Source organism: Tardiphaga sp., assembly GCF_028290495.1.
In the GTDB taxonomy this organism is placed as follows: domain Bacteria; phylum Pseudomonadota; class Alphaproteobacteria; order Rhizobiales; family Xanthobacteraceae; genus Tardiphaga.
Genome location: NZ_JAQGJT010000041.1, coordinates 1 through 26,148, shown reverse-complemented (window position 1 = coordinate 26,148; position 26,148 = coordinate 1). Strand labels below are relative to the sequence as shown.

Genomic DNA, 26,148 nt, shown 5'->3' with positions numbered 1-26,148 from the left:
CGCCGCAGGGAGTTTGCGCGATGCTGCATGACTGGGGCGTGATCGTTGCCGCCCTCGGCTACATCGGATTTCTGTTCTGCGTCGCCAGCTATGGCGACCGCATCGCGCTGTTCCGGCGCGACCGCATCGGCGCGATGATCTACCCGCTGTCGTTGGCGATCTACTGCACCTCGTGGACATTCTTCGGATCAGTCGGCTTCGCCAGCCGCACCAGCGTCGAATTCCTGGCGATCTATGCCGGGCCGATCCTGATGATCGGCTGTTGCACGCCGATCCTGCGCCGCGTCATCCACCTCGCCAAATCGCAGAACATCACCTCGATCGCCGACTTCATCGCCGCCCGTTACGGAAAGAGCCAGGCGGTGGCAGCCACCGTTGCGGTAATCGCGATCATCGGCTCGGTGCCCTACATCGCGCTGCAATTGAAGGCGGTGGCCTCCTCGCTGGAAACCATTCTGGGCGACGACAAGACGATTGCCGGCCTGCCGGTGGTCGGCGACATGGCGCTGCTCGTCACCGCGGCGATGGCCGCCTTCGCCGTACTGTTCGGGACGCGACAAACCAACGCCACCGAGCACCAGCACGGCCTGATGCTCGCGGTCGCAACCGAATCGATCGTCAAGCTGGTGGCCTTCATCGCCGCCGGGGCTTTCGTGACGTTCTGGATGTTCGGCCCGTCGGAACTGATCGAGCGCGCGATGAAGACGCCGGAGGCGATGCGCGCAATCAGCTACACGCCCTCGATCGGCAATTTCCTCACCATGGTGTTGTTGTCGTTCTGCGCGATCATGCTGCTGCCCCGGCAGTTTCACGTCAGCGTGGTCGAGAATTCCAGCGACGCCGAAGTGGGCCGCGCACGCTGGCTGTTTCCGACCTATCTGATCGCGATCAACCTGTTCGTGATTCCGATCGCGCTGGCCGGCCTCGTCACCTTCCCGTTCGGCGCCGTCGACAGCGACATGTATGTGCTGGCTTTGCCCATCGAGTACGGCGCGACCTTCCTCAGCATGCTGGTGTTCATCGGCGGACTATCGGCGGCGACGGCGATGGTGATCGTCGAATGCGTGGCGCTGGCGGTCATGGTGTCGAACGACCTCGTGTTGCCGCTGGTGCTGCGGCGCGGCCCGAGCTCGCCGAGCGAGCCGACCGACTACGGCCATCTGCTGCTGAGGGTTCGCCGCTTCGCGATTTTCGCTATCATGGTGATGGCCTATTTCTACTACCGTGCGCTCGGCAACACCCAGCTCGCCGCCATCGGTCTGTTATCCTTTGCGGCCATCGCGCAATTCGCACCCGCTTTCTTCGGCGGACTGATCTGGCGCCGCGCCACCGCGCGCGGTGCGATGGGCGGCATGGTGGTCGGCTTCATCGTCTGGGCCTATACGCTGTTCATCCCGAGCTTTCTCGAAGGCAGCACCGACGGCGTACTGTTTTTGCAGCATGGCCCGTTCGGCATCGAGGCGCTGCGGCCGCAGGACCTGTTCGGCGCCGACCTGCCGCCCTTGATGCACGGCACGCTGTGGAGCCTGTCGCTCAACATCTTCACATACATCGTGCTGTCGCTGATGCGCGCACCGTCGTCGATCGAGCGGTTGCAGGCGGACGTGTTCGTGCCGCACGCGCTGGCGCCGATCACCCCGACATTCCGGCGCTGGCGCAGCACCGTGACCGTGCAGGACATCCTCGGCACGGTGACGCAGTATCTCGGCCCCGACCGCGCCCGCGATTCCTTCGAGGCCTTCGCCATCCGCCGCCGCGTCGATCTCGATCCAACCGCGCCGGCCGATTTCGAACTGCTGCAGCACGCCGAGCACCTGATCGCCTCGTCGATCGGCGCCGCCTCCTCGCGCATGGTGATGTCGTTGCTGCTGCGCAAGCGGACCGTCTCGGCCAAGGCCGCGTTGAAGCTGCTCGACGATTCCCACGCGGCATTGCATTTCAACCGCGAGATCCTGCAGACGGCGCTTAATCACGTGCGCCAGGGCATTGCGGTGTTCAATCCCGACCTGCAGCTGATCGTGTCCAACCGGCATTTCGGCGACATCCTCGGCCTGCCGCCGCAGATCGTGCAGATCGGGATTCCGCTTCGCGAAATTCTCGAATTCATCGGCCTGCAGGGCGCTTCTTCCAGCGGCCACAGCGAAGCCCTGACCGAGGCGCGGCTGATCGCCTACACCACCGAGGGCGAGCCCTATCTGGAACGGCTGCCGGACCGCCAGATCGTCATCGAAGTCCGAGCCAACCGGATGCCGGATGGCGGGCTGGTGCTGACCTTCTCCGACGTGACGCCGAGTTTCGAAGCCGCCGAAGCGCTGGAACGCGCCAATGCCACGCTGGAAAAGCGCGTCCGCGACCGCACCGAGGAATTGACGCGGCTGAACTCCGAACTGGCGCTGGCCAAGAGCACGGCCGAGGACGCCAACATCTCGAAGACCCGGTTTCTCGCCGCAGCCAGCCACGACATTCTGCAGCCACTCAACGCGGCACGGCTCTACGTTACCAGCCTAGTCGAGCGGCAAAGCGGCGGCGAGGACGCGCGGCTGGTCGAGAACATCGACGAATCGCTGGAGGCGATCGAGGAAATCCTCGGCGCCCTGCTCGACATCTCCAGACTCGATGCCGGCGCGATGACCCCGTCGATTTCCAGTTTCCGGATCGGCGACCTGATGCGCTCGCTGGAGATCGAATACGCGCCGATCGCCCGCGCCCGCGGCGTGGCGCTGCAATTCGTGCCGTGCTCGCTGCCGGTGAAGTCGGACCGGCTTCTGCTGCGGCGGCTGCTGCAGAACCTGATCTCGAACGCGATCAAATATACCCCGCATGGCCGCGTGCTGGTCGGCTGCCGGCGACGCGGCAAGGCGCTGCAGATCGGCATCTACGACACCGGCGTCGGGATACCCATCCTGAAGCGCGGCGAAATCTTCAAGGAATTCCACAGACTCGAACAAGGCGCACGGATTGCGCGCGGCCTCGGCCTCGGCCTGTCGATCGTGAAGCGGCTGGCCTCGGTGCTCAACCACGGCATCGCGCTGGATTCCAACCGCGGCGGCGGCTCGTTCTTCTCGGTGACCGTGCCAGTGGCCAAGGCGGTCGACCATACCACCGCGGTGACCAGTTCGACGCCGTTGTCGAAATCGCCGATGTCGGGCACGCTGATCGTCTGCATCGAGAACGATGCTGCGATCCTCGACGGGATGAAGACCTTGCTGCAGGCGTGGGACGCCACCGTGGTGGCGGTCGGCGATCCGGAATCCGCCATCGCCGCCATCGCGGAGATCCAGGCATCGGGCAAGCATCTCACCGGCCTGCTGGTGGACTACCACCTCGACCGCGGCAACGGCGTCGCCGCGATCCGCGAAATCCGCAACCGCTTCGGGCAGACCATTCCTGCGATCCTGATCACCGCCGACCGCAGCCCGCACGTGCGCGAGGCCGCGCGGCAGTACGAGATCGCGGTGCTCAACAAGCCGGTAAAACCCGCTTCGCTGCGTGCGCTGCTCGGTCAATGGCGCACCCGGCAGATGGTCGCGGCGGAGTAATTCAGGGTCATTCCGGGGCGGGAGCCGCACCAGCGGCGAGCGAACCCGGAATCCAGAGATGGAGATCAACAAATCAGGGTTCCCCGCCACTCTAACTGGAGTGGCTGAGGTTCGCTCGGGCTAAGCCCTCGCGCCCCGGAATGACCGCTAAACTAATGCGGCGTCGGTTCGCTCTGCCGCCACTGGCCGCCGGCGATCTTGGCCGCGGCGATCACTGCCTGGGTGCGGCTCTCGACGCCGAGCTTTTGCAGGATCGCCGAGACATGCGCCTTGATGGTCGCCTCCGACACGCTGAGCTCATAGGCGATCTGCTTGTTGAGCAGGCCCTCCGACAGCATCATCAGCACCCGAACCTGCTGCGGCGTCAGCGTCACCAGGCGATCGCGCAGCTTGGTCATCTCGGGATCGGCGGCGGCCGCCATGTCGACATCCGGTGGAACCCAGACGTCACCGTCCATCACCTTGAGAATCGCATCGCGCAGCGTATCGACGCCGAAGCGTTTCGGGATGAAGCCGGAAGCGCCGAAATCCAGCGATTGCCGGATGGTGCCGACATCGTCGCTGGCGGAGACGATGACCACCGGCGTGGCGGGATACTGCGCCCGCAGATAGATCAGCCCGGAAAAGCCCGATATGCCGGGCATCGACAGATCAAGCAGGATCAGATCGACCTCGGAATCCTGTTCCAGCAATTTGGTGAGGTCCTCGAACGTGCCGGTTTCATCGATCCGGGCTTCAGGCAGTACGCCGGCGACGGCTTGTCGCAGCGCACCGCGAAACAGCGGATGGTCGTCAGCAATAATGAGGCGTGTTGTGGCGATAACCGACATCAATATCCATGCAAAGAGGCTAACGACAAACCGGCGGCAATTGCGATTCCACCCGAAAGCGTGTTTTCGCGGCGAGTGTCGTCTGCCGCCTCGCATCTGGCAAGTACGCAATGCTGCCCCGCGGTAAATACGCGAATACCACGCATGTTGCGACGCAATAATTCAGATGTGTGCAATCGTTCTGCGGCGAGTCCGCACGCCCCCCTTGCACAAGGCCTAAAGTCGTATTGGGCCGGGATTACCCGCAATGTAACTTGTGGATGGAGCTCCATGCAATTAGCCGGCACCAGTTCGGCGCAGCGAGCGAGACGTCCGCAACAAAATCGGGGAGCGATTCAACCATGTCCACACTTGCAGCAGCCTCGCCAAAGGCGACCGGAATGACGAAGGACGAACGTTTCGTCATCTTCGCCTCCTCGCTCGGTACCGTGTTTGAATGGTATGACTTCTACCTGTTCGGCTCGCTCGCCGGGATCATCGGTGCGCAGTTCTTCGGCGTGATCGATCCCACCACCAAGCTCCCGATGTTCAACCAGGCCACGCGCGACATCTTCGCGCTGCTGGCCTTTGCCGCGGGCTTCATCGTCCGCCCGTTCGGCGCCATCGTGTTCGGCCGCGTCGGCGATATCGTCGGCCGCAAGTATACCTTCCTCGTCACCATCCTGATCATGGGCCTGTCGACCTTCATCGTCGGCCTGCTGCCCAATGCCGCGACCATCGGCATTGCAGCGCCGGTCATCCTGATTTCGTTGCGCCTGCTGCAGGGCCTCGCGCTCGGCGGCGAATACGGTGGCGCGGCGACCTACGTGGCGGAGCATTCGCCACCGGGCAAGCGCGGTTACTACACATCGTTCATTCAGACCACGGCGACGCTCGGGCTGTTCCTGTCGCTGATCGTCATCCTGTTCACGCGCACGATTCTCGGCGAGCCCGAATTCGCGGCGTGGGGCTGGCGCATTCCGTTCCTGGTCTCGGTGGTCCTGCTCGGCGTCTCCGTGTGGATCCGGCTGCGGTTGAACGAATCCCCCGTCTTCAAGAAGATGAAGGACGAGGGCAAGAGTTCGACCTCGCCGCTCACCGAATCGTTCGGCAACTGGAGCAACGCCAAGATCGTGCTGATCGCCCTGATCGGCGGCACCATGGGCCAGGGCGTGGTCTGGTACACCGGCCAGTTCTACGCGCTGTTCTTCATGCAATCGATCCTCAAGGTCGATGGCTACACCGCCAACCTGCTGATCGCATGGTCGCTACTGCTCGGCACCGGCTTCTTCATCTTCTGGGGCGCCCTGTCCGACAAGATCGGCCGCAAGCCGATCATCCTGGCCGGCTGCCTGATAGCGGCACTGACCTTCTTCCCTATCTTCCGGATGATCACCACCAACGCCAACCCGACGCTGGAAAAGGCCATCGAAACCGTGAAGGTCGAAGTGGTTTCAGATCCCGCTTTGTGCGGCGATCTGTTCAACCCGGTCGGTACCCGCGTGTTCACCACGCCTTGCGACACCGCCCGCGCCTACCTCGCGCAGTCGTCGGTGAAGTACTCGACCGCCTACGGCCCGGCAGGTTCCGGCGTGAAGGTCGTCGTTAACGGCAACGCCGTGCCCTACACCGCAGCCGCATCCAACCCGGCAGTGCTGACGGCGGTGCAGGCCGCGGGCTATCCGAAGGCCAACGACGCGCAGATCGTGAAGATGGCTCACCCGTTCGACATCTTCCGTCCGCAGGTCGCGGCGGTGATCGGACTGCTGTTCATCCTGGTGATGTTCGTCACCATGGTGTACGGCCCGATCGCAGCCCTGCTGGTCGAATTGTTCCCGACCCGCATCCGCTACACCTCGATGTCGCTGCCCTACCACATCGGCAACGGCTGGTTCGGCGGCCTGCTCCCGGCGACCTCCTTCGCCATCGTGGCCTCGACCGGCGATATCTACGCCGGCCTGTGGTACCCGATCATCTTCGCATCCATCACGGCGGTCGTCGGCTTCTTCTTCCTGCCGGAAACCAAGGACGTCGATATCAGCAAGTACTGACCTCGCGCATTCAAGAAGCCGGCCGCGGAGCAATCCGCGGCCGGTTTTTTGTTGGCGGGATGTTTCTGGAGTGCTGCAGCCTGCGGCGATACTGGATCTGCGTTCGCAGACGCTCACTTGTCGGGGACGACAGCAATAGTCGTCAAATCTTGCCGCTGGCGTCGCGCTGCATGCGGTTGGCGATGTCGACCAGTTTGCGCCAGGCGTTTTCGACAAAGCTCATCACACGATCGATGTCGCGGTCGCTGGGCAGCGGAATTTCGATTTTGCGTTCGGCTTCCGCTTTGGGCTTGAGCGAATCCTGTTTCGGCAGCGCCTCGTCAGTCTTGCCGGCTTTGCCGGCCGCAGACGATTCGCGCTGTGCCAGTTCGGCTTTCAGCGCATCCTTCTGGCTTTGCAGCCGGCCGATCTCGGCGTCATAGGCGGCGCGCTCATCCGGGATGATGGTGCACGCCCAGCCGTCGCCTTTATCCGAGCACGTCGAGACGGCGCCGGTTCGGGTATCGAGCCGGACCACACCGTCGGCGATCGGAGACAGCGAATAGCGGCCGCGCTCGATCTCCGGCAGCGTTTGCGCCAGCGCCCCAGATAGTGAGGCGCTGCCGATCATGATGAAGCCGGCAAAAGACGCGACGACGATTTTCATGGCCACGCTCCGCGGTTCGCCTCCGGTTCGGCTCCGGTTCGCCGGAGCCTCGACTAGCTAGACCTGAGATGTGTAGGGCTTGCGCTGCGACTTCAACGCATCCGCCAGCAATTCGATCCGGTCCTGGCCCCAGAACACCTCACCGTTCAGCACGTAGGCCGGCGAGCCGAACACGTCGGCGGCCTGCGCATCGCGCTGGTTCTGCTCGTAGATAGCGGCGATTTCGGCCGACGCGGCGCGCTCCACGAGCTCGCTGCCGGGCAGTCCCGAATCGTCTGCCAGCTTGGCCAGCACCTTGGTGTCGCTGAGGTCGAGCTGCCCCTCCCACACGGCCGCAAAGGCGCGGCGCAACAGGGCGTCCGGATCAAAGCCGGCCTCGATCGCGGCGACGACGACGCCATCCGGCAGCCGGGGGTCGAACGGCCAGTGTTTCGGCTGCAAGTGGAAGTCCAGCCCGCGTTTGGCGCGCCAGCGCTGCAATTCGACCATGCGATAACGTTGCCGCACCGGATGACGCTTGCCTAGCGGCAGGCCGCCGGTTTCCGAAAACAGCTCGCCGAGCATCACCGGCTTGTAATTCACCTTGAGATTATAGGCAGTTACCAGATCCTGGAAAAGCTTATGGCCGATATAGGCCCAAGGCGAGGGCAGCGAAAAATAATAGTCGATAGATTGCGGCATAGACGCTCCGGTCGGCATGGCGGGAAAGCCGCCGCACTCCAACAGAGCCACCCGCGCCACGCAAGGGAGGTACCCTGGAAACTCAACAGTGCGCTGCGGCGATCGCGCGCAGCCCGGAACTGAATTTTCCCAATAAAATCAAATGAATCAATGCTCTAACGGGCGATCAGCTAATCTTGACTTGGCAACACGCGCTAAGTATGGTCCGCCCGGCTTTAAAGGGTGACGGGGCGTTATTTCCAGCATTTGCAGCGTTTTTTGGGTGTCGAGAGCATGGCCGACGGCACACAAAACAATGATGGCAAGGATGGAAATGGGCAACCTGCTCCCGATGAGGCCGCATTGTCCGCAAGGCTCGGAAGCCTGGATCAAAAGTTGTCCAAAATTCGGGATGACCGCAAGTTCCAGACTGACCAATCCGAAACCGGAAGCGGAAACGCGCAGGCCAGAGCTTCGGCAATGGCAGTGGGTCTCCGGCTTTCCTCGGAACTGGTCGCGGGTGTTGTCGTCGGAACGATTCTGGGCTGGACCTTCGATCGTTTGCTGTCGACATCTCCGTGGGGGCTGATCGTGTTCATGCTGCTCGGCTTTGTCGCCGGCGTGATCAACGTGATGCGCTCGGCCGGCGTCGGACGAACGCCATAAGATTCGCGCGTTCGCGCAAGCGTTAGAGAGATCGCCGGGTTGTCCGGCAAAGATGCCGGGCGTTCCGGCAGAGATGAAAGACCGACGTGGATGGCCGATCCGATCCATCAATTTGAGATCCACAAGATCTTCAGCCTGGGCCATATCGGCAGCCAGGAAATCGCCTTCACCAATTCGTCGGCTTACATGTTCGGCGCGGTCGCCATCGTGTCGGTGCTGATGCTCGCCGGCAGCGCCGGTCGCCGCCTGGTGCCGAACCGCTTCCAGTCGGTCGCCGAGCTCTCCTTCGAGTTCGTGTCCAATACGGTGCGCAGCAGCATCGGCGAAGAAGGCATGAAGTTCTTCCCCTTCGTGTTCTCGCTGTTCATGTTCATCCTGACGGCCAACCTGATCGGCATCATTCCCTATACCTTCACCGTCACCAGCCATCTGATCGTCGCCGTGGCGCTGGCGATGATGGTGTTCCTGACCGTGCTGCTCTACGGCCTCTACAAGAACGGCTTCGGCTTCTTCAAGCTGTTCGTGCCGCACGGCATTCCGATCTACATCCTGCCGCTGGTCACGGTGATCGAGGTGATCTCGTTCCTGTCCCGCCCGGTGTCGCATTCGGTTCGTCTGTTCGCCAACATGCTGGCCGGCCACATCACGCTGAAGGTGTTTGCGGGTTTCGTGACGTCGCTGAGCGCGCTCGGCGCCATCGGCGTGTTCGGCTCGGTGCTGCCGCTGGCGATGACCACGGCGCTGACCGCGCTGGAACTGCTGGTCGCCTTCCTGCAGGCCTACGTGTTCACGATCCTGACCTGCATTTATCTCAACGACGCTCTTCATCCGGGACACTAAGCGTACCGGCCGAAATCACCCCTCACCTCTCTTACTTATCCCTATCCCAGAAGGAGTTTTACCATGGATCCCATCGCAGCTAAGTACATCGGCGCTGGCATTGCTTGTCTCGGCATGGGCGGCGCCGGCATCGGCGTCGGCATGATCTTCAGCCAGTTCCTCGCCGGCGCGCTGCGCAACCCCTCGGCTTCCCAGGGCCAGTTCGCGAACCTGATCTTCGGTTTCGCCGTGACTGAAGCGCTCGGCATCTTCTCGCTGCTGATCGCGCTGCTGCTGCTGTTCGCCGTCTAAGCTTGAAACTGATCCGGATGCCGCTCCATTTTCGGGGCGGCTCCGATCGATAAGGAGACTGCTGTGGCTGAAGGTCAGGGCAAATCCAAAGCCGCCGATCACGGTACTGCCGCGCACACCGCGGCAGACGGTGGGCACAAGGCGTCGTTCCCGCCGTTCGAGAGCAACACCTTTGCTTCGCAGCTGGTGTCGTTCGCGATCGCGTTCGGTCTGCTCTATCTGATCGTGTCCCGCCTGGCGCTGCCTCGCGTCGGCGGCGTCCTTGCGTCCCGGCAACAGGTCATCGATACCGACCTGAATGAAGCCGCGAAGCTGAAGGCCGATTCCGACGCTGCGCTGAAGGCTTACGAAACCGAACTCGCCAATGCCCGCGCCAAGGCGCAGGCGATGGCGGCAGAGGTTCGCGAAAAGCTCAACGCCCAGCAGGAACAGGCCAAGGCGCAGCTGGAAGAAAGTCTGGCAACGCGGCTCACCGCCGCCGAGCAGACCATCGCCAGCACCCGCGCTACCGCGATGGGCAATGTTCGCGGCATCGCTGCCGATACGGCTTCGGCGATCGTCGAACGGCTGACGGGCACCAGCCCGGCACCGGCCGCGGTCAACGCTGCGCTCGACGCTTCGTTGAAAGGATAACCCATGTTCGGTTTGCAAGCAGAATTCTGGGTTGCTGTTGCTTTCGTTATTCTGATGGCCGTGTTCGGCTGGTTCGGTATTCACCGCACCATCCTGAAGGCGCTCGATCATCGTAGCGATCGCATCAAGCAGGAGCTCGACGACGCCCGCCGCCTGCGCGACGAAGCGGCCGCCTTGCTCGCGGATTACAAGGCGCGTCATGCTTCGGCAGAGCGCGAAGCCGCCGACATCATCACCTCCGCCAAGGAAGAGGCCGAGCGCATCGCCGCTGAAGCCAAGACCAAGATGGAAGATTTTGTCGCCCGGCGCACCAAGACGGCCGAAAGCAAGATCGCTCTCGCCGAAGCACAGGCTGTGGCCGACGTCCGCGCCGCAGCCGCCGATGCTGCGGTGACCGCCGCGACCACGATCCTGTCGCAGTCGGTCAAGGGCTCGGTCGCCGATGACCTGATCTTCAAGGGTATCGGCGAAGTAAGCTCCAAGCTTAACTGAGCGTATCAAGCCTCAATCAAAAAGCCGGCACGATGAAAATCGCGCCGGCTTTTTTGTGTCTGGCCCCGTCAAAGCGGCTGCACGTCGCCACGCTCTCCTCTGTCATCGCTCGGCCTGACCGGGCGCCACAGTATTCGGCGCTCTTTCGGATCTGTCACGAAAACCTGCGTTTACTGGATCGCCCGCTTTCGCGGGCGATGACAACGGTGGGTGTCGCAGAAGAGATGAGCTACCGCTTCTTGCGTCCGGTCGCGCGCGGCTCCGGTTTCAGTGCTTGGGGATCGAAGCCGATATAGAACACGTAGGTATCACCGACGGCCGCCGTTGGCGCGGGATAGACGAGATCTTCGCCAACCAGACTGAACGGCACGCTGGTCTCGCCGCCGATCTGCACCGTGGTCTGAAACACCTTGGTGGCAATGGTCTTCGGGTTAACGCCCTCCTGCACCACGGCAACGCGCAGTGGCACATCGACCGATACCGGCGCACCGGAGGGGCCGACGATGACGCGGCCCTGGATGCCGATCCGCACGGTGATCTGGCCGGCGTTGAGGTTACAGTCGCGCGCGGTGCGGGTGATGGTCGCCTGGTAGCGCAGATCGTTGCCGACCGCCTGCTTGCCGGGCGCCGCCACGGCATAGGTCGAAGCGCCGGGCCGGATGCTGACGCTGGGGCAGGTCAGGTCGCCGTCCTGCGCCGCAGGCGGCGCCTCGCCCGGCTTCTGCGAATTGGAGCCGAACAGCTGGCCGAACCGGTCACCAACTGCCGACGTGGCGTTGCTGATCGAGCCGCCACTGCCGAACATGCTGCCGCCGCCACAACCGGCCAGCGTGAAACCTGCTACCGCCAGCACCAGCAGCGGAATGGCGCGCGCCCCCGCCTGCTTCAAACCGATGTTACGCATAGTGTCGATATCCCCGGAAGCCCAGTGGTTTGCGCGGGCTTTCCCCAAGCCCGTACCGCCGCCTTATAGCAGCGCAATGGCGGCGAACCCAAGGCATTGCGTGACAGCCATATGCCGGGCGCAGTGCAGCGTGAACCGCCGTTCCGCCGCGCCGGGATCGTACGGAGCGGGCCTACCCCCGGAAATCCTCGTGCAGCATGCCGTACAGCAGGTGGTCCTGCCAGATGCCGTTGATACACAGGTAGCGTCGCGCCAGGCCTTCGCGGGTGAAACCGCATTTCTCCAGCACCCGCACGGAAGGCGTGTTGGTCGGGATGCAGGCGGCCTCGATGCGGTGCAGGTTCAATTCGCCGAACAGCGTCGGCAGCAGCACGCGCAGCGCCGCGGTCATCACGCCCTGATGCGCATAAGGCTGGCCGACCCAGTAGCCAACGGTGCCGGCCTGGACGATGCCGCGCCGGACATTGGCCAGCGTCACGCCGCCGACCAGCACATCGTCGGATTCACGGAACACCAGGAAGGGATAGGCGCGGTCTGCCGCCGCATCCTCGGCGTAGCGCCGCAGCCGGCGGCGGAAGCCTGCGCGCGTCAGATCGTCGGACGGCCAGATCGGCTCCCACGGCGTCAGATAGCCGCGACTGTGTTCGCGTAGATCAGCCCATTGCGGATAGTCCGCCATGACCGGCGCCCGCAACTGCAAACCATATCCCCGCGGCGCCAGCGCCGCGGGGACGCTCGATGGCAATCGAAACAGGGCCATAGGTGCTCCCCGGTATCGTCCCCGAAACCGGGCTCAGTGTAGCAGCGTTTTATCCTTGGCGCGGGTCAAACCTTCGGCAAAAGCGACGGCCGTGTCCAACCCGCGGCCGCTACCCAGCGCACACACCGCCGGGCGGCTGCGCGTCAGCAGCCCACGGGCGACGTCGCGGGTCGATTCGACGCTGACGTCGTCGATCCGGGCGACCAGTTCTTCCACCGTGAGCGGACGGCCATAGGCCAGCATGTGGCGGGCGAGCTGCTCGGCGCGGGAGCTGCAGCTTTCCAGCGCCATCAGCAGGCCGGCCTTCATCTGCGCCTTGGCGCGGTTGATCTCGGCGTCGGTCAGGGTCTCGACGGATTCATTGATGACGTCGACGATGACTTCCATCATCTCCGGCGCGTCGGCAGGATCGGTGCCGGTGTAAAGCCCGAAGAAGCCGGTGTCGCTATACGGCGCATGGAAGGTGTAAATCGAGTAGCACAGACCGCGCTTCTCGCGCACTTCCTGGAACAGCCGCGAGGACATGCCGCCGCCGAGGATGTTGGTGAACACCTGCAGGCTGAACAGCTTGAGATCGGACTGCGGCAGGCCTTCCAGCGCCAGCGTCAGATGCGCCTGCTCCAGTTCGCGGTGCACGACGCGCGAGCCGCCCTTGCCAAACTTCGCCGGCTGCGGCTTTGGCGCAGCGACGCCTGCGAAGCTGGAGAAGCGATCGGACGCCTCGTCCACCACCTGGCGATGGCTGACGGCGCCCGCCGCGGCGACCACCATTTCCGGGCCACGGTAATGCGTCGAAAGATAGTTCTGCAGCATGTCGCGGTCGAACGTCTTCAGCGTCTTGGCGGTGCCGAGCAGCGAGCGACCCATCGGCTGATCGGGGTAACAGAGCTCGTTGAGATGCTCGAACACGACGTCGTCCGGCGTGTCCTGCGCAGCCCCGATCTCCTGCACGATTACGCTCTTCTCGCGCTCCAGCTCGTCGGGCACGAAGGACGGATTGGCGAGAATGTCCGAGAGCACGTCGAGCGCCAGCGGCACGTCGGCCTTCATCACGCGGGCATAATAAGCGGTCGTCTCGGTCGAGGTGCCGGCGTTGAGATCGCCGCCAACCGCCTCGATCTCCTCGACGATCTCGCGCGACGAACGCTTCCTAGTGCCCTTGAACGCCATATGCTCGAGCAGATGCGAGATGCCGTGCTCGTTGGATTTCTCGTCGCGGCCGCCGACGCCGGTCCATACGCCCAAAGCGGCGGTTTCCAGATGCGGCATGGTATCGGTGATGACCGTCAAGCCCGAGGGCAGCTTGGTGACTTCAACGCTCATCAGGAAACTCCTTGTTTCGCGGCACGGCTGACCGACAGCACGAAACGCTCAATGTCGCTTTGGTCGTTCTTCATGACCGTAATATGCTCGGGCTTGCTCATCAGCCCGTCGAGATAGACGGGCAACGCCGGGCGCACGCCACAGGCCGCTTCCACCGCATCGGGGAATTTCGCGGCGTGTGCGGTGGAAAGCACGATGTTCGGCACATGCATCTCGGTGGTGTCGCGATCGGCAACCGCAAGGGCCACCGCGGTATGCGGATCGACGAGGTCGCCGGTCTCGCGCCACGCGGCGCGGATCGCCGCATCGGTCTCTTCGGCGTCGGCGCTGCCGGCCTCGAAATCGGCACGGATCGCGGTCAGCAGGGCTTCCGGCAACACGAAGCGACCGGACTGCTTCAGCGACTCCATCAGCCCGCGCACCAAAGCGGCGTCGCGGCCGGAGGCTTCAAACAGCAGCCGCTCGAAGTTCGACGACACCTGAATGTCCATCGACGGCGAGGCCGTGGCGTGCACTTCGCGAACTTCATAGATTCCGGTGTGCAGCGTGCGCGCCAGGATATCGTTGACGTTGGCGGCGATACGCAGCTTGCGCACCGGCAGGCCCATCCGCTTGGCGACGTAGCCGGCGAAGATGTCGCCGAAATTGCCGGTCGGCACGGTGAAATCCACCGAGCGATGCGGCGCGCCTACCGCGACAGCAGAAGTGAAGTAGTACACCACCTGGGCGACGATGCGTGCCCAGTTGATCGAGTTGACGCCGGACAGCGACACGGAATCGCGGAAGGCGTGATGGTTGAACAGGCCCTTCACGATCGCCTGGCAGTCATCGAAATGACCTTCGACGGCGAGCGCGTGGACATTCGATGCGCCGGTCGTTGTCATCATTCGACGCTGCACGTCGGAGATCTTGCCATGCGGAAACAGCACGATGAGATCGACGCTGTCACGGCTGGCAAAGGCATCGACCGCGGCGCCGCCGGTGTCGCCGGAGGTGGCGACCACGATGGTGGTGCGCTGTGCGCGCTTGGCCAGTACATGGTCCATCAGCCGCGCGATCAACTGCATCGCGACGTCCTTGAACGCCAGCGTCGGCCCATGAAACAGCTCGAGCACGAACTGGTTCGGCGCGGTCTGGTCGAGCGGCACCACGGCGGGGTGGCGGAACGTGGCATAGGCCTCATAGGCCATGCGGCCGAGATCCTCGTCGGAGATCTCGCCGGCAACGAACGGACGGATCACCTCGACCGCGACTTCCCAATAGGGCCGGCCGAACAGCGAGGCGATCGCCTCCGGCGAGAGCTGCGGCCAGACGAGCGGCACGTAAAGCCCGCCATCGCGGGCCAGCCCGGTCAGCATCACATCGCAAAAACCTAGCGTGGGGGCTTCCCCCCGCGTTGAAATATACGTCGTCAAGGCGTCCTCCAAAGGCGCGGGTACCCGCCAAGCCTTTGATCATGATGGATTAAAATTTCACGCCGGGTGAAATCACGCGGCACCATAAAGGGTTTTGCACGGCAGGGGAAATACCGGAGAGGCCGCTCAGGCCCGCCTCTGCCCCCTCACCCACGCCCCGTAAGCAATCAATACCGCCGCTGCCAGGCCGAACCAGGTGATGGCGTATTGCAGGTGGTCGTCCTTGAGACGGACTTCGAGCGGGCCGGGTTTCGGGATGCCGCTTGGCGGCGTCGGGGATTCCAGGTCGATATAAAACGGCGCGACGTCGCCCCAGCCGAGCGTCTGCGCCATCATCAACTGGTCACGGGTGAACCACAGCCGCTTTTTGACATCTCCGTTCGCGGTCAGCGCGCCGGCGGCCTCGGGGAAGCGGAGATAGCCGGTCATCGCCACCGGCGCGCCGGTGATCAGGCGCGTCACGGCGCGGTCCTGCTGGGCGCGGTCCTGCATAGTATTCTGCACGAAGCCGGCATTGATCACGACGCTCTCGCCCGTCGGCAGTTGCGCCGGCAGAAACGCCCAGGTGACGGGGCCGGTCACATCCAGCCGCACTGACGAGCCGGAGGCGTAGACCATCGCATCGGGCAAAGGCTTCAAAACGGCGGTGAACGTCACGCGGCGGAATTCGTCCTGCGCGGGCGTCAGGGTCGGCCAGGCCGTTGCGGCAGGCAACGCCCCGGGAGCCGCGGCCAGCCGCTCGGTGAGCGCGGCGAGCAAGGCATGCTTGGCGGTGCGGCGCTGCAACTGCCAGACACCGAGGCCGAGCAGGAAGCCGACGATCACCAGCGTGAACAGGCTGAGGCCGATGAGGCTGCGGCGGCGGGCAAGTGCGGTCATTTCGGCGTACGATCGATCAACTGGCCTTCGGAGGCCTTGTGGTGGAATTGCAGCGCGATCAGCAGCGACTTCATCGGGCGCAGCGGCGCGATCGTGGTGGCAAGGATCAGCGGCAACCAGAGCGCAGCATGCAGCCAGAACGGCGGCTGGTACTTGACCTCCACCACCAGCGCACAGCCGACCACGATGGCGCCAGCGATCATGATCAGAAATACGGACGCGCCGTCGCCGACATCGATGAAGGCGTAATCGAGCCCGCAATCGTCGCAGGACGGCTTGAGGTCGATGAAGCCGGCAAACAACTTGCCCTTACCACAGCGCGGGCATTTGCAGGCGAGGCCGCGGAGGACGGTCTGCGTGAGCGGGATGGGGGCGGCGTTTTCAACCATGGCGTCTTTCTTCCATTCTTCCTCTCTCCCACCTAGCAAAGCGCAGCTTCGCAGGGTGGGAGAGGGGAAAAGGAAGCAAGAGGGAAATGAAAAAAGGGCGGCCCTGCGGCCGCCCTCTTGTAGCACCGGAATGCGGTCAGTGCGCGGCGGCGCCGGCGACGTGGCCGCCGTAGCCCCAGACATAGATGGTGATGAACAGGAACAGCCAGACCACGTCGACGAAGTGCCAGTACCAGGCGGCGAATTCGAAGCCAAGATGCTGCTTCGGCGTGAAGTGGCCAGCATAGACGCGGAACAGGCAGACCAGCAGGAAGATGGTGCCGACCAGCACGTGGAAACCGTGGAAGCCGGTCGCCATGAAGAAGGTCGCGCCGTAGATATTGCCGGCGAAGCCGAAGGCGGCATGGCTGTATTCATAGGCCTGCACGCAAGAGAACAGCGCGCCGAGAATGATGGTGAGGATCAACCCGTACTTCAGGCCCTTGCGATCGCCTTCCAGCAGCGCGTGATGCGCCCAGGTCACCGTGGTGCCCGAGGTCAGCAGGATCAGCGTGTTGAGCAGCGGCAGGTGCCAGGGATCGAAGGTCTGGATACCCTTCGGCGGCCACACGCCGCCGAACAGGACCTCGCGGGTCGCATGGACGGGATCGCCGGGAAACAGCGACGAATTGAAGTAGGCCCAGAACCAGGCAACGAAGAACATCACCTCGGAAGCGATGAACAGGATCATGCCGTAGCGGTGGCTGATCTGCACGACGCGGGTGTGGTCGCCCTTGTACTGCGCTTCGCGGACCACGTCGGTCCACCAGCTCGCGAACGTGTAGAGCACGCCGATGGCGCCGATGCCGAATACGATCGGTGCGGCGGCATACATGTGATGCATCCAGCTGACCGCGCCGACCGCCAACACGAAGGCGAACAGCGAACCGACGGCCGGCCAGGGCGAGGGATCGACGAGGTGATAGTCGTGGTGCTTTGCTTGCGCCGTAGCCATTGGGTCTCTCCGTCAGCTGCGCCGGTTTGTGCCGGTGCGTGTTCTTTTCAACTTAAAAACTTAAGCGCTCAAAGGCTGCGCTCATAGATTTCCCCTGCGCTTGTCCGCCTCGCCGGAAGCGACCGGCTTCGGCGAGGGATCGCGCACGGGATAGAAAGTGTAAGATAGCGTAATCGAATTCAGGCCGTCGTTCTCCGAATCCCCGACCAAGGCGGGATCGACGTAGAACACTACCGGCATCTCGCGGGTCTCGCCGGGCGCGAGCGTCTGCTCGGTGAAGCAGAAGCAATTGATCTTCTGGAAGTACGCCCCGACCGTCAGCGGCGCGACATTATAGGCGGCCTGCGCCACGGTGGTCCGCGCCGACTGGTTGGTCACGCTGTAGAATACGGTGACGACTTCGCCGATCCGGACGGTGACTTCACTCTTTTCCGGCACGAATTTCCACGGCAGCCCGCCGGAGACATTGGAGTCGAACCGCACCGCGATGGTGCGCGCCAAAGGGCCGGTTGATGGCGCGGAACTGGCGACCATCGTGGTGCCGTTGAAGCCGGTGGTGCGGCAGAACCAGTTGTAGAACGGTACGGCGGCATAGGACGCGCCGACCATGAAAGCGACCAGCAGCCCGCACAACGCCGCGACGCGAGCGTCGCGGCCAAGGCCACGGCGCTTCGACGGAGAGTTGGGCTGCGGCTGCTCGGTCATGTCATCACATCGGTCGGACGAGAACGCCCGGCCCCTTGACCATGGTGACGGCAAAGAAGAGCACCACCAGAATGCCGAGCGCCAGGGCGATCGCCAGCGAGCGCTCGCGCTGACGCTTTTTCTGCGTGGGCGTCAGGACGATGCCGTCCGGCTTGGGTTTGTCGCTGTCCATTGCTCATGCGCCCCGCTACCAGACCAGCGGCAAGATGGCGCGAACGACCACCTCGAGCAGCAGGATGGCGAACAGTGCGAACAGATAGAGGATCGAGAACGCGAACATCTTTCGCGTGGCGCGCAAAGCGGCGCTGCCGGTGCGGCGATTGTAGACGTTGACCGCGCACAGCATCATGCCGGCGCCGAGGATCAGCGAGGCCGCACCATAGATCGCGGAGAAATAGCCGAGCGGCCACGGCGCCACGGCGACCGCAACCAGCACCACGGTGTAAAGCAGGATCTGCAACCGCGTCGCATCGGGACCGGCGACCACCGGCAGCATCGGCACGCCGGCGCGGGAATAGTCATCGTTGCGGAACAGCGCCAGCGCCCAGAAGTGCGGCGGGGTCCAGAAGAAGATGATCAGGAACAAAAGGATCGGCTCCATCGACAGCGAGCCTGACGCCGCCGCCCACGCCACCACCGGCGGCAGGGCGCCTGCGGCGCCGCCGATCACGATGTTCTGTGCGGTCCAGCGCTTCAGCGCGATGGTGTAGATCACGACGTAGAAGAATATGGTGAAAGCGAGCAACGCGCCGGCCAGCCAGTTGACCAGAATGCCCAGCGTCATCACCGAGAAGAACGCCAGCACCAGACCGAAGGTCAGGGCTTCCGGGCGGGTGATACGGCCGCGCGGGATCGGGCGATTGGCGGTGCGCGACATCAGCGCGTCGATATCGCTCTCGTACCACATGTTCAGCGCGCCCGAGGCGCCGCCGCCGACCGCGATACACAGGATCGACGTGAAAGCCAGGATCGGATTGTGAGCGCCGGGCGCCAGGAAATAGCCGACCATAGCGGTGAACACCACCAGCGACATGACCCGCGGCTTCAACAGCGCGATGTAATCGGCGACGCCCGCTTCGGAAATCCGCGGCTGCGTCAGGTCAATGGCGTTTTGGTCGAGTACAGACACGATCGTTCTCACTTCTCAGGTTCGTCCCCGCCGCAAATTCGTGACGGCGGAGACGTTACTCATGCGGTTCGGCGCCCGCAGGCGCCGAACGAGATTACTTGATGCGCGGCAGCACTTCGAACTGGTGGAAAGGCGGCGGCGAGGTCAGCGTCCATTCCAGCGTGGTGGCGCCGACGCCCCACGGGCTGTTGGCGGCTTTTTCCTTGCGGATGAAGGCATCAACCACGCCGTAGATGAAGATCAGCACGGCGAAGCCCGCGATGTAGGCGCCGATCGACGACACCAGATTCCAGCCGGCGAAGGCGTCGGGGTAATCGACGTAGCGTCGCGGCATGCCGGACAGGCCGAGGAAATGCTGCGGGAAGAAGGTCAGGTTGACGCCGACGAAGGTGACCCAGAAGTGCAGCTTGCCGATGAAGTCCGAGTACATGTAGCCGAACATCTTCGGGAACCAGTAGTACCAGCCCGCGAAGATCGCGAACACGGCGCCAAGCGACAGCACGTAATGGAAGTGCGCGACGACGTAGTAAGTGTCCTGCAGCACGCGGTCGACGCCGGCATTTGCCAGCACGACGCCGGTGACGCCGCCGACGGTGAACAGGAAGATGAAGCCCACGGCCCACAGCATCGGCGCCTTGAACTCGATCGAGCCGCCCCACATCGTGGCGATCCAGGAGAAGATCTTCACGCCGGTAGGCACCGCGATGACCATCGTCGCAGCGACGAAATAGGCCTGCGTCGCCGACGACATGCCCACGGTGTACATGTGGTGCGCCCAGACGACGAAGCCGATGCCGCCGATCGCGACCATCGCATAGGCCATGCCGAGATAGCCGAACACCGGCTTCTTCGAGAAGGTCGAGATGATCTGCGAGATCATGCCGAAGCCCGGCAGGATGAGAATGTAGACTTCGGGGTGGCCGAAGAACCAGAACAGATGCTGGAACAGCACGGGATCGCCGCCGCCTTCGGCCGCGAAGAAAGTGGTGCCGAAGTTGCGGTCGGTCAGCAGCATGGTGATGGCGCCGGCCAGAACCGGCAGCGACAGCAGCAGCAGGAACACGGTGACCAGGATCGACCATACGAACAGCGGCATCTTGTGCAGGGTCATGCCCGGCGCGCGCATGTTGAAGATGGTGGTGATGAAGTTGATGGCGCCGAGAATCGACGACGCACCGGCCAGATGCAGCGCCAGGATCGCGAAGTCGACGGCCGGGCCCGGATGGCCGGAGGTCGAGAGCGGCGCGTACATCGTCCAGCCGGCGCCGACGCCGTTGGCACCCGGCTCGCCTTCGACGAAGGTCGAGATCACCAGCAGCGCGAAGGCCGCCGGCAGCAGCCAGAACGAGACGTTGTTCATGCGCGGGAACGCCATGTCCGGCGCGCCGATCATCAATGGCACCATCCAGTTGCCGAAGCCGCCGATCATCGCCGGCATCACCATGAAGAAGATCATGATCAGGCCATGCGAGGTGACGAACACGTTGTAGGTATGGCTTTCGTGGAAGATCTGGACGCCGGGATACATCAGCTCGATGCGGATCAGGATCGACATGATGCCGCCGATCACGCCGGCCGCGATCGCGAAGATCAGGTACATCGTGCCGATGTCCTTATGGTTCGTCGAATAGACGTAGCGCCGCCATCCGGTCGGATGGGCATGCGCGTGATCGTCATGCACGTGATCGTCGTGAGCCGGTGTTGCCGCGGTCGTTGCCATTTTCAAATCCTGCTATGTCTTCTCTTGGCAGTCTGGGCCTCTCGGCCCGCGGACCTCGCGGCCCCTTCGCTCTAGCCTAGTGGGCAGCCGAGGCGAACGAATTCGCCTTGTCGCTCGCGAACTTCTTCTTGGCGCCCTCGATCCACGATGCGAATTCCTGGTCGCTCACGACCCGGATCGCGATCGGCATGAAGGCGTGGTCCTTGCCGCACAGTTCCGAGCACTGGCCGTAATACATGCCTTCCTTGGTCGCCTTGAACCAGGTCTCGTTGAGACGCCCCGGCACCGAGTCGATCTTGATGCCGAACGACGGCACGGCGAAGGAGTGGATCACATCGGCGCCGGTGGTCTGAATGCGGACCACCTTGTTGACCGGGACCACCATCTCGTTGTCGACACCGAGCAGGCGCGGCTTCTTGTCGGCAGCCATCAGCGAATCAAACTCGAACGGCCCGTGGTCGGGGTAGCTGTAGCTCCAGTACCACTGCTTGCCGGTCGCCTTGACCGTCAGGTCGGCCTTCGGAATGTCGAGCTCCAGAAACAGCAGGCGGAAGGATGGCACCGCGACCGCGACCAGGATCAGCACCGGAATCAGGGTCCATGCGACCTCGATCAGGGTGTTGTGGGTGGTCTTGGAGGGAACCGGGTTGGCCTTGGCGTTGAACTTGACCACCACGAGAACCAGCAGCACCAGCACGAACAGCGTGATGCCGATGACCAGCCAGAGCAGAAAATTGTGAAACCAGGTGATGTTTTCCATCACCGGCGTGGCGGCTTCCTGGAGCTTGTACTCCCACGGCGCGGGTTGCCCCATGACTTCTGCTGACGCAGCGCCGGCAAAGACAAGCCCGGCTCCCATCATCGCCAAACCCAGCAACTGGCGGCCAATACGGCCCTTCGACATCTTCATGCCGCGCGCGCTCCCATGTAATATTCTCGCATCCGGCGTACCGCCGTGACCTGCGGGTTCATCCGCATCTGACAAACGGCACCGCCATCTCGTTAGAATGCGTCGAAATCCAGCTTCTCAAACCATAAATCTTGAGCCATCGCAATGCAGGAATGGTCTATGCCGCGATGCAATCAGAAGGATTGCCCTTGAACGGATAATCCCGCATCAGATTGGGCTTAAATGGCCTCGCGGTAAACCTGCGCGTGTCCCGAAAGTGGATATCGGGCCATCGGACACGCTTGACAGCCGCCATGTCCGATGTAGGCACAGGGGAAGCGCGTGGCCGCAGGCTGATTCGCCGCCTCCTCGGGCTTGTTGTCCGGCGGCGGACGCCTTCAAGACGCCGTCATTTCCGTATCAGACCTTTTGCGACGAACGTCTGTCAGAATACTGCCAAATCACCTGGTAAGGGATCGACCCTGATGGGCCACATCATGTTTCAGCGCGGACAGGCTGAGAGCCGCAACGCCCGCTTTGCCGCCGCAACGCGCCGGCTGGCGCTTGCCGGCGCCGCCCTCGTCGCACTGGCCGCGCCAGCAACCTCCGCGCACGCCCAAGGCGCGGTGCGCTCGGTGCATGGCGACTGGCAGATCCGCTGCGACACCCCGCCCGGAGCCCAGGCCGAGCAATGCGCCCTGATCCAGAGCGTGGTGGCGGAAGACCGCTCCAATGCCGGCCTCACCGTGATCGTGCTGAAGACCGCCGACCAGAAGAGCAAGCTGATGCGCGTGGTCGCCCCGCTCGGCGTGCTGCTGCCGTCCGGACTCGGACTCAAGCTCGATAACCAGGACGTCGGCCGCGCCGGCTTCGTGCGCTGCCTGCCGAACGGCTGCGTCGCCGAAGTGGTGATGGACGACAAGCTGCTCGGCCAGCTGCGTACCGCCAAGACCGCGACCTTCATCATCTTCGAGACCCCCGAAGAAGGCATCGGCTTCCCGCTCAGCCTCAACGGCATCGGCGAAGGCTACGACAAGCTGCCATAGGCCTCCGCTTTATTCTCCTGCGACCAGCGTCCCCGCTGATTCCGCGGACGTGCGCTTCGCCGGGCGCTGTTTTCGCCTCGACAAATACAGCAGGAAGCCGGTCACCGCGAACAGCGGCATCAGGCTTGCGGCAAGCATGAACAGCAGTCTGCCGGGCCAACCGAGAACGGCGCCACTGTGGATGTCGAGCACGCTGGCCAGCACTTTGTCGCCAAACGCCTTGTCGGCGTAGATTTCCGCGGAGGCGATGCGGCCGGTCACGGCGTCGATGCGGAATTCGTCGCGCTGGCCTTCGCGGGCCGAATCGCGCGGCACCGAGCGAATCCGTATCACGGTGCCGCCATTGTTCGGCATGGTCAGCTGCGCGGTGGCGTAGCGGCTGCTCTGCTCGGTCAGAAATGCCTGCCAGGCGCGCTCGATGATAAGCGGGCCGGCATCGGCGGCACTGGCGCGCGGCATGCGCGGCGGCTTTGCGGCCACCGGCGCGGCCGCCACATGGCGACTGGAAAACAACCAGGTGGCGCCGTCTTTGTACCAGTCGAACGACCACCACAGGCCGGTGAGCGCCATCAGCAGGTAGATCAGCATCACCCAGGTGCCGGCAACCGAATGCAGCGACCACTGGAAGCCGCGGCGGCGCATCGCCCAGTTCGGCTTCAGCCAAGCCTTGATACTGCGAACATGCCGTGGCCAGCGCAGCACCAGCCCGGAAATCAGCATTGCGACCAGACCGATCGCGACCACGCCGGTGATCTGGCGACCCCAGCCCTTGCCGTCGCCGGGGATCAGCAGCCAGCGATGCAGCTTGCGGACGGTGGCGAAGAAATCCTCGCCGACGGGCGCACCGAGCACGCGGCCGTCATAGGGATCGACATAGAGCGCCGACGGCCGCGCGCCGCTATCCTCCCGGATAAGGCGCACCCGCACCGAGCCTTGGGGATCGCTGGTCATCGTCACGGCGGAGACCCTGGCCGCCTCGCCCGACGCCTGCAGCCGGGCGACCAGCGCGTCTGGCGACAGCATCGGCATGCTGCGGGCCTCAACCTGCAGCAGGTCGGCATTCAAGACAGCACCGATCTCGTCCTCGAAGCTCATCACAGCCCCGGTGACGCCGATCAGCGCCAGCACCAGCGAAATCGTCAGGCCGAGGATGGAGTGGACCTGCAGCAGCGCGGCCTTGATCGGGCGTCGGCTCATCGGCTCTTGGGTTTCGGTGGGGGAAAACGGCGCCGGGATCGGCGCGGCGGGAGCTGCGGTCGAGCCCCAGCCACCGCACAATATCCGAGCGACCGGCAGTCGGCCACCGGACCCGACCCGGTCCAGATTGTAATTGCTCTACACTCAGCGCCGCTGCAGGCAGGTCAATACCGTTTGCCCGCCGCATTGGCCCTCCCTTTTTGCAGAGCCAGTGCCTATCTTCGGGGTCACGTCGTTCCGAACGGCAGGTTACCGTGTTGTAAGAAGACTTCTTCGCGCTTCTTTCCTAGACATGATGGCCTGTTTTCGCTGTCGCGGGCGACCAACCGTTGCAATGTTCTGGAGTCTCCATGACCAGCCCCGCCACCACCTCCCTGCTCGACCGCGCCAATCTCGACCGCGACCAGGTGCGCCGCGAACTGATGCGCGGGCTGGAGGGCGCCGATGACGGCGAGCTGTTCCTCGAATACAGCCAGTCCGAAGCGCTCGGCTTCGACAATGGCCGGCTCAAGCAGGCGACCTACGATACCGCGCAGGGCTTTGGCCTGCGCGCCGTGAAGGACGACGCGGTCGGTTACGCACATTCCTCGGACGTCTCGCTGCCGGCGCTGATCCGCGCCGCAGACGCGGTGCATGCCGTGCGCGGCGGTTACCACGGCACCTTCGCCGCCGCCCCCTCGCACACCAATGTGCGGCTGTATAACGACGAAAATCCGCTGGATGCGCCGGGCTTCGAGGCCAAGGTCAAGTTGCTCGCCGAGATCGACGCCTATGTCCGCGACAAGGACCCGCGCGTCCGCCAGGTCTCGGTGTCGCTCGGCGCCACCTGGCAGGTGGTCGAGATCCTGCGCCCGGACGGCGAGAGCTACCGTGACATCCGTCCGCTGGTCCGCGTCAACATCACCGTGGTGGCAGGCCAGGGCGATCGTCAGGAAAGCGGCAGCAAGGGCTACGGCGGCCGCGAGGGCTATGCGCGCTTCATCGAATCGGGCGCGTGGCGCACCGCTGCCGACGGCGCGATCCGCGAGGCGCTCGTCAATCTGGAATCGATCCCCGCCCCCGCCGGCGAGATGGACGTTGTGCTCGGACCGGGCTGGCCCGGCGTGATGTTGCACGAAGCCGTCGGCCACGGACTCGAGGGCGATTTCAACCGCAAGCAGACCTCCGCTTTCGCCGGCCTGATGGGCCAGCAGGTCGCCGCCAAGGGCGTGACCGTGGTCGATGATGGCACCATCTCCTCGCGGAGGGGCTCGCTGTCGATCGACGACGAGGGCACGCCGACCAACCGCACCACGTTGATCGAGGACGGCATTCTGGTCGGCTATATGCAGGACCGCCAGAACGCCCGCCTGATGGGCATGAAGCCGACCGGCAACGGACGCCGGCAGGGCTATGCCCACGTGCCGATGCCGCGCATGACCAACACCTACATGCTGGCCGGACAGCGCGATCCTGCCGAGATTCTCGCTTCGGTGAAGAACGGCATCTATGCCGTGAACTTCGGCGGCGGCCAGGTCGACATAACTTCCGGCAAGTACGTGTTCCAGTGCACCGAGGCCTACAAGATCGAGAACGGCAAGGTCACCGCGCCGGTGAAGGGCGCCATGCTGATCGGCAACGGGCCGACCGACCTGCATCGCATCACCATGATCGGCAACGATCTGGCGCTCGATACCGGCATCGGCACCTGCGGCAAGAACGGCCAGGGCGTACCGGTCGGCGTCGGTCAGCCGACCTTGCGGATGGAACGCATCACGGTCGGAGGAACCGGCTCGTGAGCGTCGAAAAATTAGCTGCCGATACCAAGCCCACCACCTGGCGCGGCCAGGCGGTGCAATTGCTGGCGATCGTGCTGCTGGTGCTGGTCGCCAAGGGCGCGGTGGCCGAGCAGTTCTATGTGCCGTCGCCCTCGATGGAGCCGACGCTGCTGACCGGCGACATGCTGCTGGCGTCGAAATATCCCTATGGCTATGGCGCGGCGTCGCTGCCGATTCATGTCGCCTTGCCGGAAACCGGACGGATATTCGGCGCGATGCCGAAGCGCGGCGACGTCGTGGTGTTCCGCTGGCCCGGCGACCGATCTCCGGTCTGGGTCAAGCGCGTCGTCGGTCTTCCCGGTGACCGCATCCTGATGCGGCAGGGTCAACTGTTCATCAACGACCATCCCGCAT

General features: G+C 63.8%; 26 protein-coding genes. 10 read left to right on the top strand and 16 right to left on the bottom strand.

Going from position 1 to position 26,148, the window contains the following annotated elements; genetic code table 11:
- Positions 1 to 20: 20 nt before the first annotated feature.
- On the top strand, positions 21 to 3,539 hold the full coding sequence (locus JWQ24_RS06995; protein ID WP_299806032.1) for a hybrid sensor histidine kinase/response regulator: 3,519 nt from the start codon (positions 21 to 23) through the stop codon (positions 3,537 to 3,539).
- A gap of 152 nt (positions 3,540 to 3,691) precedes the next feature.
- Here the strand turns inward: JWQ24_RS06995 and JWQ24_RS06990 are convergent, their stop codons facing one another.
- Entirely contained in the window at positions 3,692 to 4,369 is a 678-nt protein-coding gene (locus JWQ24_RS06990; RefSeq protein ID WP_299806031.1) for a response regulator transcription factor, read from the bottom strand.
- Between the two features lie 341 nt (positions 4,370 to 4,710).
- On the opposite strand from JWQ24_RS06990, the gene JWQ24_RS06985 reads away from it, so the two are divergent.
- A complete protein-coding gene (locus JWQ24_RS06985; protein WP_299806030.1) occupies positions 4,711 to 6,399 on the top strand; it encodes an MFS transporter in 1,689 nt (562 codons plus the stop codon).
- 142 nt (positions 6,400 to 6,541) lie between these two features.
- On the opposite strand, the gene JWQ24_RS06980 is transcribed toward JWQ24_RS06985, so the two are convergent.
- Positions 6,542 to 7,009 carry a hypothetical protein gene (locus JWQ24_RS06980; RefSeq protein ID WP_299806301.1) on the bottom strand — a complete coding sequence of 156 codons (468 nt, stop codon included), beginning with the start codon at positions 7,007 to 7,009 and terminating at the stop codon, positions 6,542 to 6,544.
- A gap of 93 nt (positions 7,010 to 7,102) precedes the next feature.
- Positions 7,103 to 7,726, bottom strand: a complete 624-nt coding sequence (locus JWQ24_RS06975) for a 2-hydroxychromene-2-carboxylate isomerase (RefSeq protein ID WP_299806029.1) — start codon at positions 7,724 to 7,726, stop codon at positions 7,103 to 7,105.
- Between the two features lie 273 nt (positions 7,727 to 7,999).
- On the opposite strand from JWQ24_RS06975, the gene JWQ24_RS06970 reads away from it, so the two are divergent.
- The 5 genes from JWQ24_RS06970 to JWQ24_RS06950 all read left to right on the top strand — a co-directional run bounded on the left by JWQ24_RS06970 (position 8,000) and on the right by JWQ24_RS06950 (position 10,627).
- The gene (locus JWQ24_RS06970) at positions 8,000 to 8,371 is read left to right on the top strand and encodes an AtpZ/AtpI family protein (protein WP_299806028.1); all 372 of its coding nucleotides are present in this window, start codon (positions 8,000 to 8,002) and stop codon (positions 8,369 to 8,371) included.
- A 90-nt stretch (positions 8,372 to 8,461) separates the two neighbouring features.
- Entirely contained in the window at positions 8,462 to 9,211 is a 750-nt protein-coding gene (locus JWQ24_RS06965; protein ID WP_299806026.1) for a F0F1 ATP synthase subunit A, read from the top strand.
- A 63-nt stretch (positions 9,212 to 9,274) separates the two neighbouring features.
- Positions 9,275 to 9,502, top strand: a complete 228-nt coding sequence (locus tag JWQ24_RS06960; protein ID WP_143571636.1) for a F0F1 ATP synthase subunit C — start codon at positions 9,275 to 9,277, stop codon at positions 9,500 to 9,502.
- Positions 9,503 to 9,565: 63 nt separating this feature from the next.
- Entirely contained in the window at positions 9,566 to 10,135 is a 570-nt protein-coding gene (locus JWQ24_RS06955) for a F0F1 ATP synthase subunit B' (protein WP_299806024.1), read from the top strand.
- Positions 10,136 to 10,138: 3 nt separating this feature from the next.
- Positions 10,139 to 10,627 carry an ATP F0F1 synthase subunit B gene (locus JWQ24_RS06950; RefSeq protein WP_299806022.1) on the top strand — a complete coding sequence of 163 codons (489 nt, stop codon included), beginning with the start codon at positions 10,139 to 10,141 and terminating at the stop codon, positions 10,625 to 10,627.
- Between the two features lie 229 nt (positions 10,628 to 10,856).
- On the opposite strand, the gene JWQ24_RS06945 is transcribed toward JWQ24_RS06950, so the two are convergent.
- The 12 genes from JWQ24_RS06945 to coxB all read right to left on the bottom strand — a co-directional run bounded on the left by JWQ24_RS06945 (position 10,857) and on the right by coxB (position 21,755).
- Positions 10,857 to 11,531, bottom strand: a complete 675-nt coding sequence (locus JWQ24_RS06945; protein ID WP_299806021.1) for a hypothetical protein — start codon at positions 11,529 to 11,531, stop codon at positions 10,857 to 10,859.
- Between the two features lie 172 nt (positions 11,532 to 11,703).
- The gene (locus JWQ24_RS06940) at positions 11,704 to 12,291 is read right to left on the bottom strand and encodes a GNAT family protein (RefSeq protein ID WP_299806019.1); all 588 of its coding nucleotides are present in this window, start codon (positions 12,289 to 12,291) and stop codon (positions 11,704 to 11,706) included.
- A 33-nt stretch (positions 12,292 to 12,324) separates the two neighbouring features.
- Positions 12,325 to 13,614, bottom strand: coding sequence for a pitrilysin family protein (locus JWQ24_RS06935; RefSeq protein WP_299806018.1), 1,290 nt, complete (start codon positions 13,612 to 13,614; stop codon positions 12,325 to 12,327).
- Positions 13,614 to 15,029 (bottom strand): threonine synthase, encoded by a 1,416-nt coding sequence (gene thrC / locus JWQ24_RS06930; RefSeq protein ID WP_299806016.1) that lies wholly within the window; start codon positions 15,027 to 15,029, stop codon positions 13,614 to 13,616. Before thrC ends, JWQ24_RS06935 begins: the two co-directional genes overlap by 1 nt.
- A gap of 126 nt (positions 15,030 to 15,155) precedes the next feature.
- Entirely contained in the window at positions 15,156 to 15,908 is a 753-nt protein-coding gene (locus tag JWQ24_RS06925; protein ID WP_299806014.1) for an SURF1 family cytochrome oxidase biogenesis protein, read from the bottom strand.
- Entirely contained in the window at positions 15,905 to 16,297 is a 393-nt protein-coding gene (locus tag JWQ24_RS06920) for a DUF983 domain-containing protein (protein WP_299806013.1), read from the bottom strand. Before JWQ24_RS06920 ends, JWQ24_RS06925 begins: the two co-directional genes overlap by 4 nt.
- Positions 16,298 to 16,433: 136 nt before the next feature.
- Entirely contained in the window at positions 16,434 to 17,291 is an 858-nt protein-coding gene (locus JWQ24_RS06915; protein ID WP_299806011.1) for a cytochrome c oxidase subunit 3, read from the bottom strand.
- Between the two features lie 81 nt (positions 17,292 to 17,372).
- Complete coding sequence (locus tag JWQ24_RS06910; protein ID WP_299806010.1) at positions 17,373 to 17,996, bottom strand: cytochrome c oxidase assembly protein; 624 nt, start codon at positions 17,994 to 17,996, stop codon at positions 17,373 to 17,375.
- Positions 17,997 to 18,000: 4 nt separating this feature from the next.
- Complete coding sequence (locus JWQ24_RS06905) at positions 18,001 to 18,168, bottom strand: CoxF protein (RefSeq protein WP_299806009.1); 168 nt, start codon at positions 18,166 to 18,168, stop codon at positions 18,001 to 18,003.
- A 15-nt stretch (positions 18,169 to 18,183) separates the two neighbouring features.
- On the bottom strand, positions 18,184 to 19,125 hold the full coding sequence (locus JWQ24_RS06900; RefSeq protein ID WP_299806007.1) for a heme o synthase: 942 nt from the start codon (positions 19,123 to 19,125) through the stop codon (positions 18,184 to 18,186).
- Between the two features lie 94 nt (positions 19,126 to 19,219).
- Entirely contained in the window at positions 19,220 to 20,845 is a 1,626-nt protein-coding gene (gene ctaD, locus JWQ24_RS06895; protein WP_299806005.1) for a cytochrome c oxidase subunit I, read from the bottom strand.
- 76 nt (positions 20,846 to 20,921) lie between these two features.
- A complete protein-coding gene (coxB, locus tag JWQ24_RS06890; RefSeq protein ID WP_299806003.1) occupies positions 20,922 to 21,755 on the bottom strand; it encodes a cytochrome c oxidase subunit II in 834 nt (277 codons plus the stop codon).
- A gap of 464 nt (positions 21,756 to 22,219) precedes the next feature.
- Here coxB and JWQ24_RS06885 point away from each other — a divergent pair, with 464 nt between their 5' ends.
- Positions 22,220 to 22,780, top strand: a complete 561-nt coding sequence (locus JWQ24_RS06885) for an invasion associated locus B family protein (protein ID WP_299806001.1) — start codon at positions 22,220 to 22,222, stop codon at positions 22,778 to 22,780.
- Between the two features lie 9 nt (positions 22,781 to 22,789).
- Here the strand turns inward: JWQ24_RS06885 and JWQ24_RS06880 are convergent, their stop codons facing one another.
- On the bottom strand, positions 22,790 to 23,977 hold the full coding sequence (locus JWQ24_RS06880; protein ID WP_299805999.1) for a PepSY-associated TM helix domain-containing protein: 1,188 nt from the start codon (positions 23,975 to 23,977) through the stop codon (positions 22,790 to 22,792).
- Between the two features lie 350 nt (positions 23,978 to 24,327).
- Between JWQ24_RS06880 and tldD the strand changes: the two genes are divergently transcribed.
- Together tldD and lepB are read left to right on the top strand one after the other, a co-directional pair.
- Positions 24,328 to 25,755, top strand: coding sequence for a metalloprotease TldD (tldD, locus tag JWQ24_RS06875; protein WP_299805997.1), 1,428 nt, complete (start codon positions 24,328 to 24,330; stop codon positions 25,753 to 25,755).
- Positions 25,752 to 26,148, top strand: a 397-nt coding sequence (gene lepB / locus JWQ24_RS06870) for a signal peptidase I (protein WP_299805995.1), incomplete at its 3' end; no start/stop codon positions are given. The genes tldD and lepB, both read left to right, overlap by 4 nt.

Coding starts and splice junctions, on each gene's coding strand:
- JWQ24_RS06995 (WP_299806032.1), top strand. CDS start 21: ATGCTGCATGACTGGGGCGTGATCGTTGCCGCCCTCGGCTACATCGGA.
- JWQ24_RS06990 (WP_299806031.1), bottom strand. CDS start 4,369: ATGTCGGTTATCGCCACAACACGCCTCATTATTGCTGACGACCATCCG.
- JWQ24_RS06985 (WP_299806030.1), top strand. CDS start 4,711: ATGTCCACACTTGCAGCAGCCTCGCCAAAGGCGACCGGAATGACGAAG.
- JWQ24_RS06980 (WP_299806301.1), bottom strand. CDS start 7,009: ATGATCGGCAGCGCCTCACTATCTGGGGCGCTGGCGCAAACGCTGCCG.
- JWQ24_RS06975 (WP_299806029.1), bottom strand. CDS start 7,726: ATGCCGCAATCTATCGACTATTATTTTTCGCTGCCCTCGCCTTGGGCC.
- JWQ24_RS06970 (WP_299806028.1), top strand. CDS start 8,000: ATGGCCGACGGCACACAAAACAATGATGGCAAGGATGGAAATGGGCAA.
- JWQ24_RS06965 (WP_299806026.1), top strand. CDS start 8,462: ATGGCCGATCCGATCCATCAATTTGAGATCCACAAGATCTTCAGCCTG.
- JWQ24_RS06960 (WP_143571636.1), top strand. CDS start 9,275: ATGGATCCCATCGCAGCTAAGTACATCGGCGCTGGCATTGCTTGTCTC.
- JWQ24_RS06950 (WP_299806022.1), top strand. CDS start 10,139: ATGTTCGGTTTGCAAGCAGAATTCTGGGTTGCTGTTGCTTTCGTTATT.
- JWQ24_RS06945 (WP_299806021.1), bottom strand. CDS start 11,531: ATGCGTAACATCGGTTTGAAGCAGGCGGGGGCGCGCGCCATTCCGCTG.
- JWQ24_RS06940 (WP_299806019.1), bottom strand. CDS start 12,291: ATGGCCCTGTTTCGATTGCCATCGAGCGTCCCCGCGGCGCTGGCGCCG.
- JWQ24_RS06935 (WP_299806018.1), bottom strand. CDS start 13,614: ATGAGCGTTGAAGTCACCAAGCTGCCCTCGGGCTTGACGGTCATCACC.
- JWQ24_RS06925 (WP_299806014.1), bottom strand. CDS start 15,908: ATGACCGCACTTGCCCGCCGCCGCAGCCTCATCGGCCTCAGCCTGTTC.
- JWQ24_RS06920 (WP_299806013.1), bottom strand. CDS start 16,297: ATGGTTGAAAACGCCGCCCCCATCCCGCTCACGCAGACCGTCCTCCGC.
- JWQ24_RS06915 (WP_299806011.1), bottom strand. CDS start 17,291: ATGGCTACGGCGCAAGCAAAGCACCACGACTATCACCTCGTCGATCCC.
- JWQ24_RS06910 (WP_299806010.1), bottom strand. CDS start 17,996: ATGACCGAGCAGCCGCAGCCCAACTCTCCGTCGAAGCGCCGTGGCCTT.
- JWQ24_RS06905 (WP_299806009.1), bottom strand. CDS start 18,168: ATGGACAGCGACAAACCCAAGCCGGACGGCATCGTCCTGACGCCCACG.
- ctaD (WP_299806005.1), bottom strand. CDS start 20,845: ATGGCAACGACCGCGGCAACACCGGCTCACGACGATCACGTGCATGAC.
- coxB (WP_299806003.1), bottom strand. CDS start 21,755: ATGAAGATGTCGAAGGGCCGTATTGGCCGCCAGTTGCTGGGTTTGGCG.
- JWQ24_RS06885 (WP_299806001.1), top strand. CDS start 22,220: ATGGGCCACATCATGTTTCAGCGCGGACAGGCTGAGAGCCGCAACGCC.
- JWQ24_RS06880 (WP_299805999.1), bottom strand. CDS start 23,977: ATGAGCCGACGCCCGATCAAGGCCGCGCTGCTGCAGGTCCACTCCATC.
- tldD (WP_299805997.1), top strand. CDS start 24,328: ATGACCAGCCCCGCCACCACCTCCCTGCTCGACCGCGCCAATCTCGAC.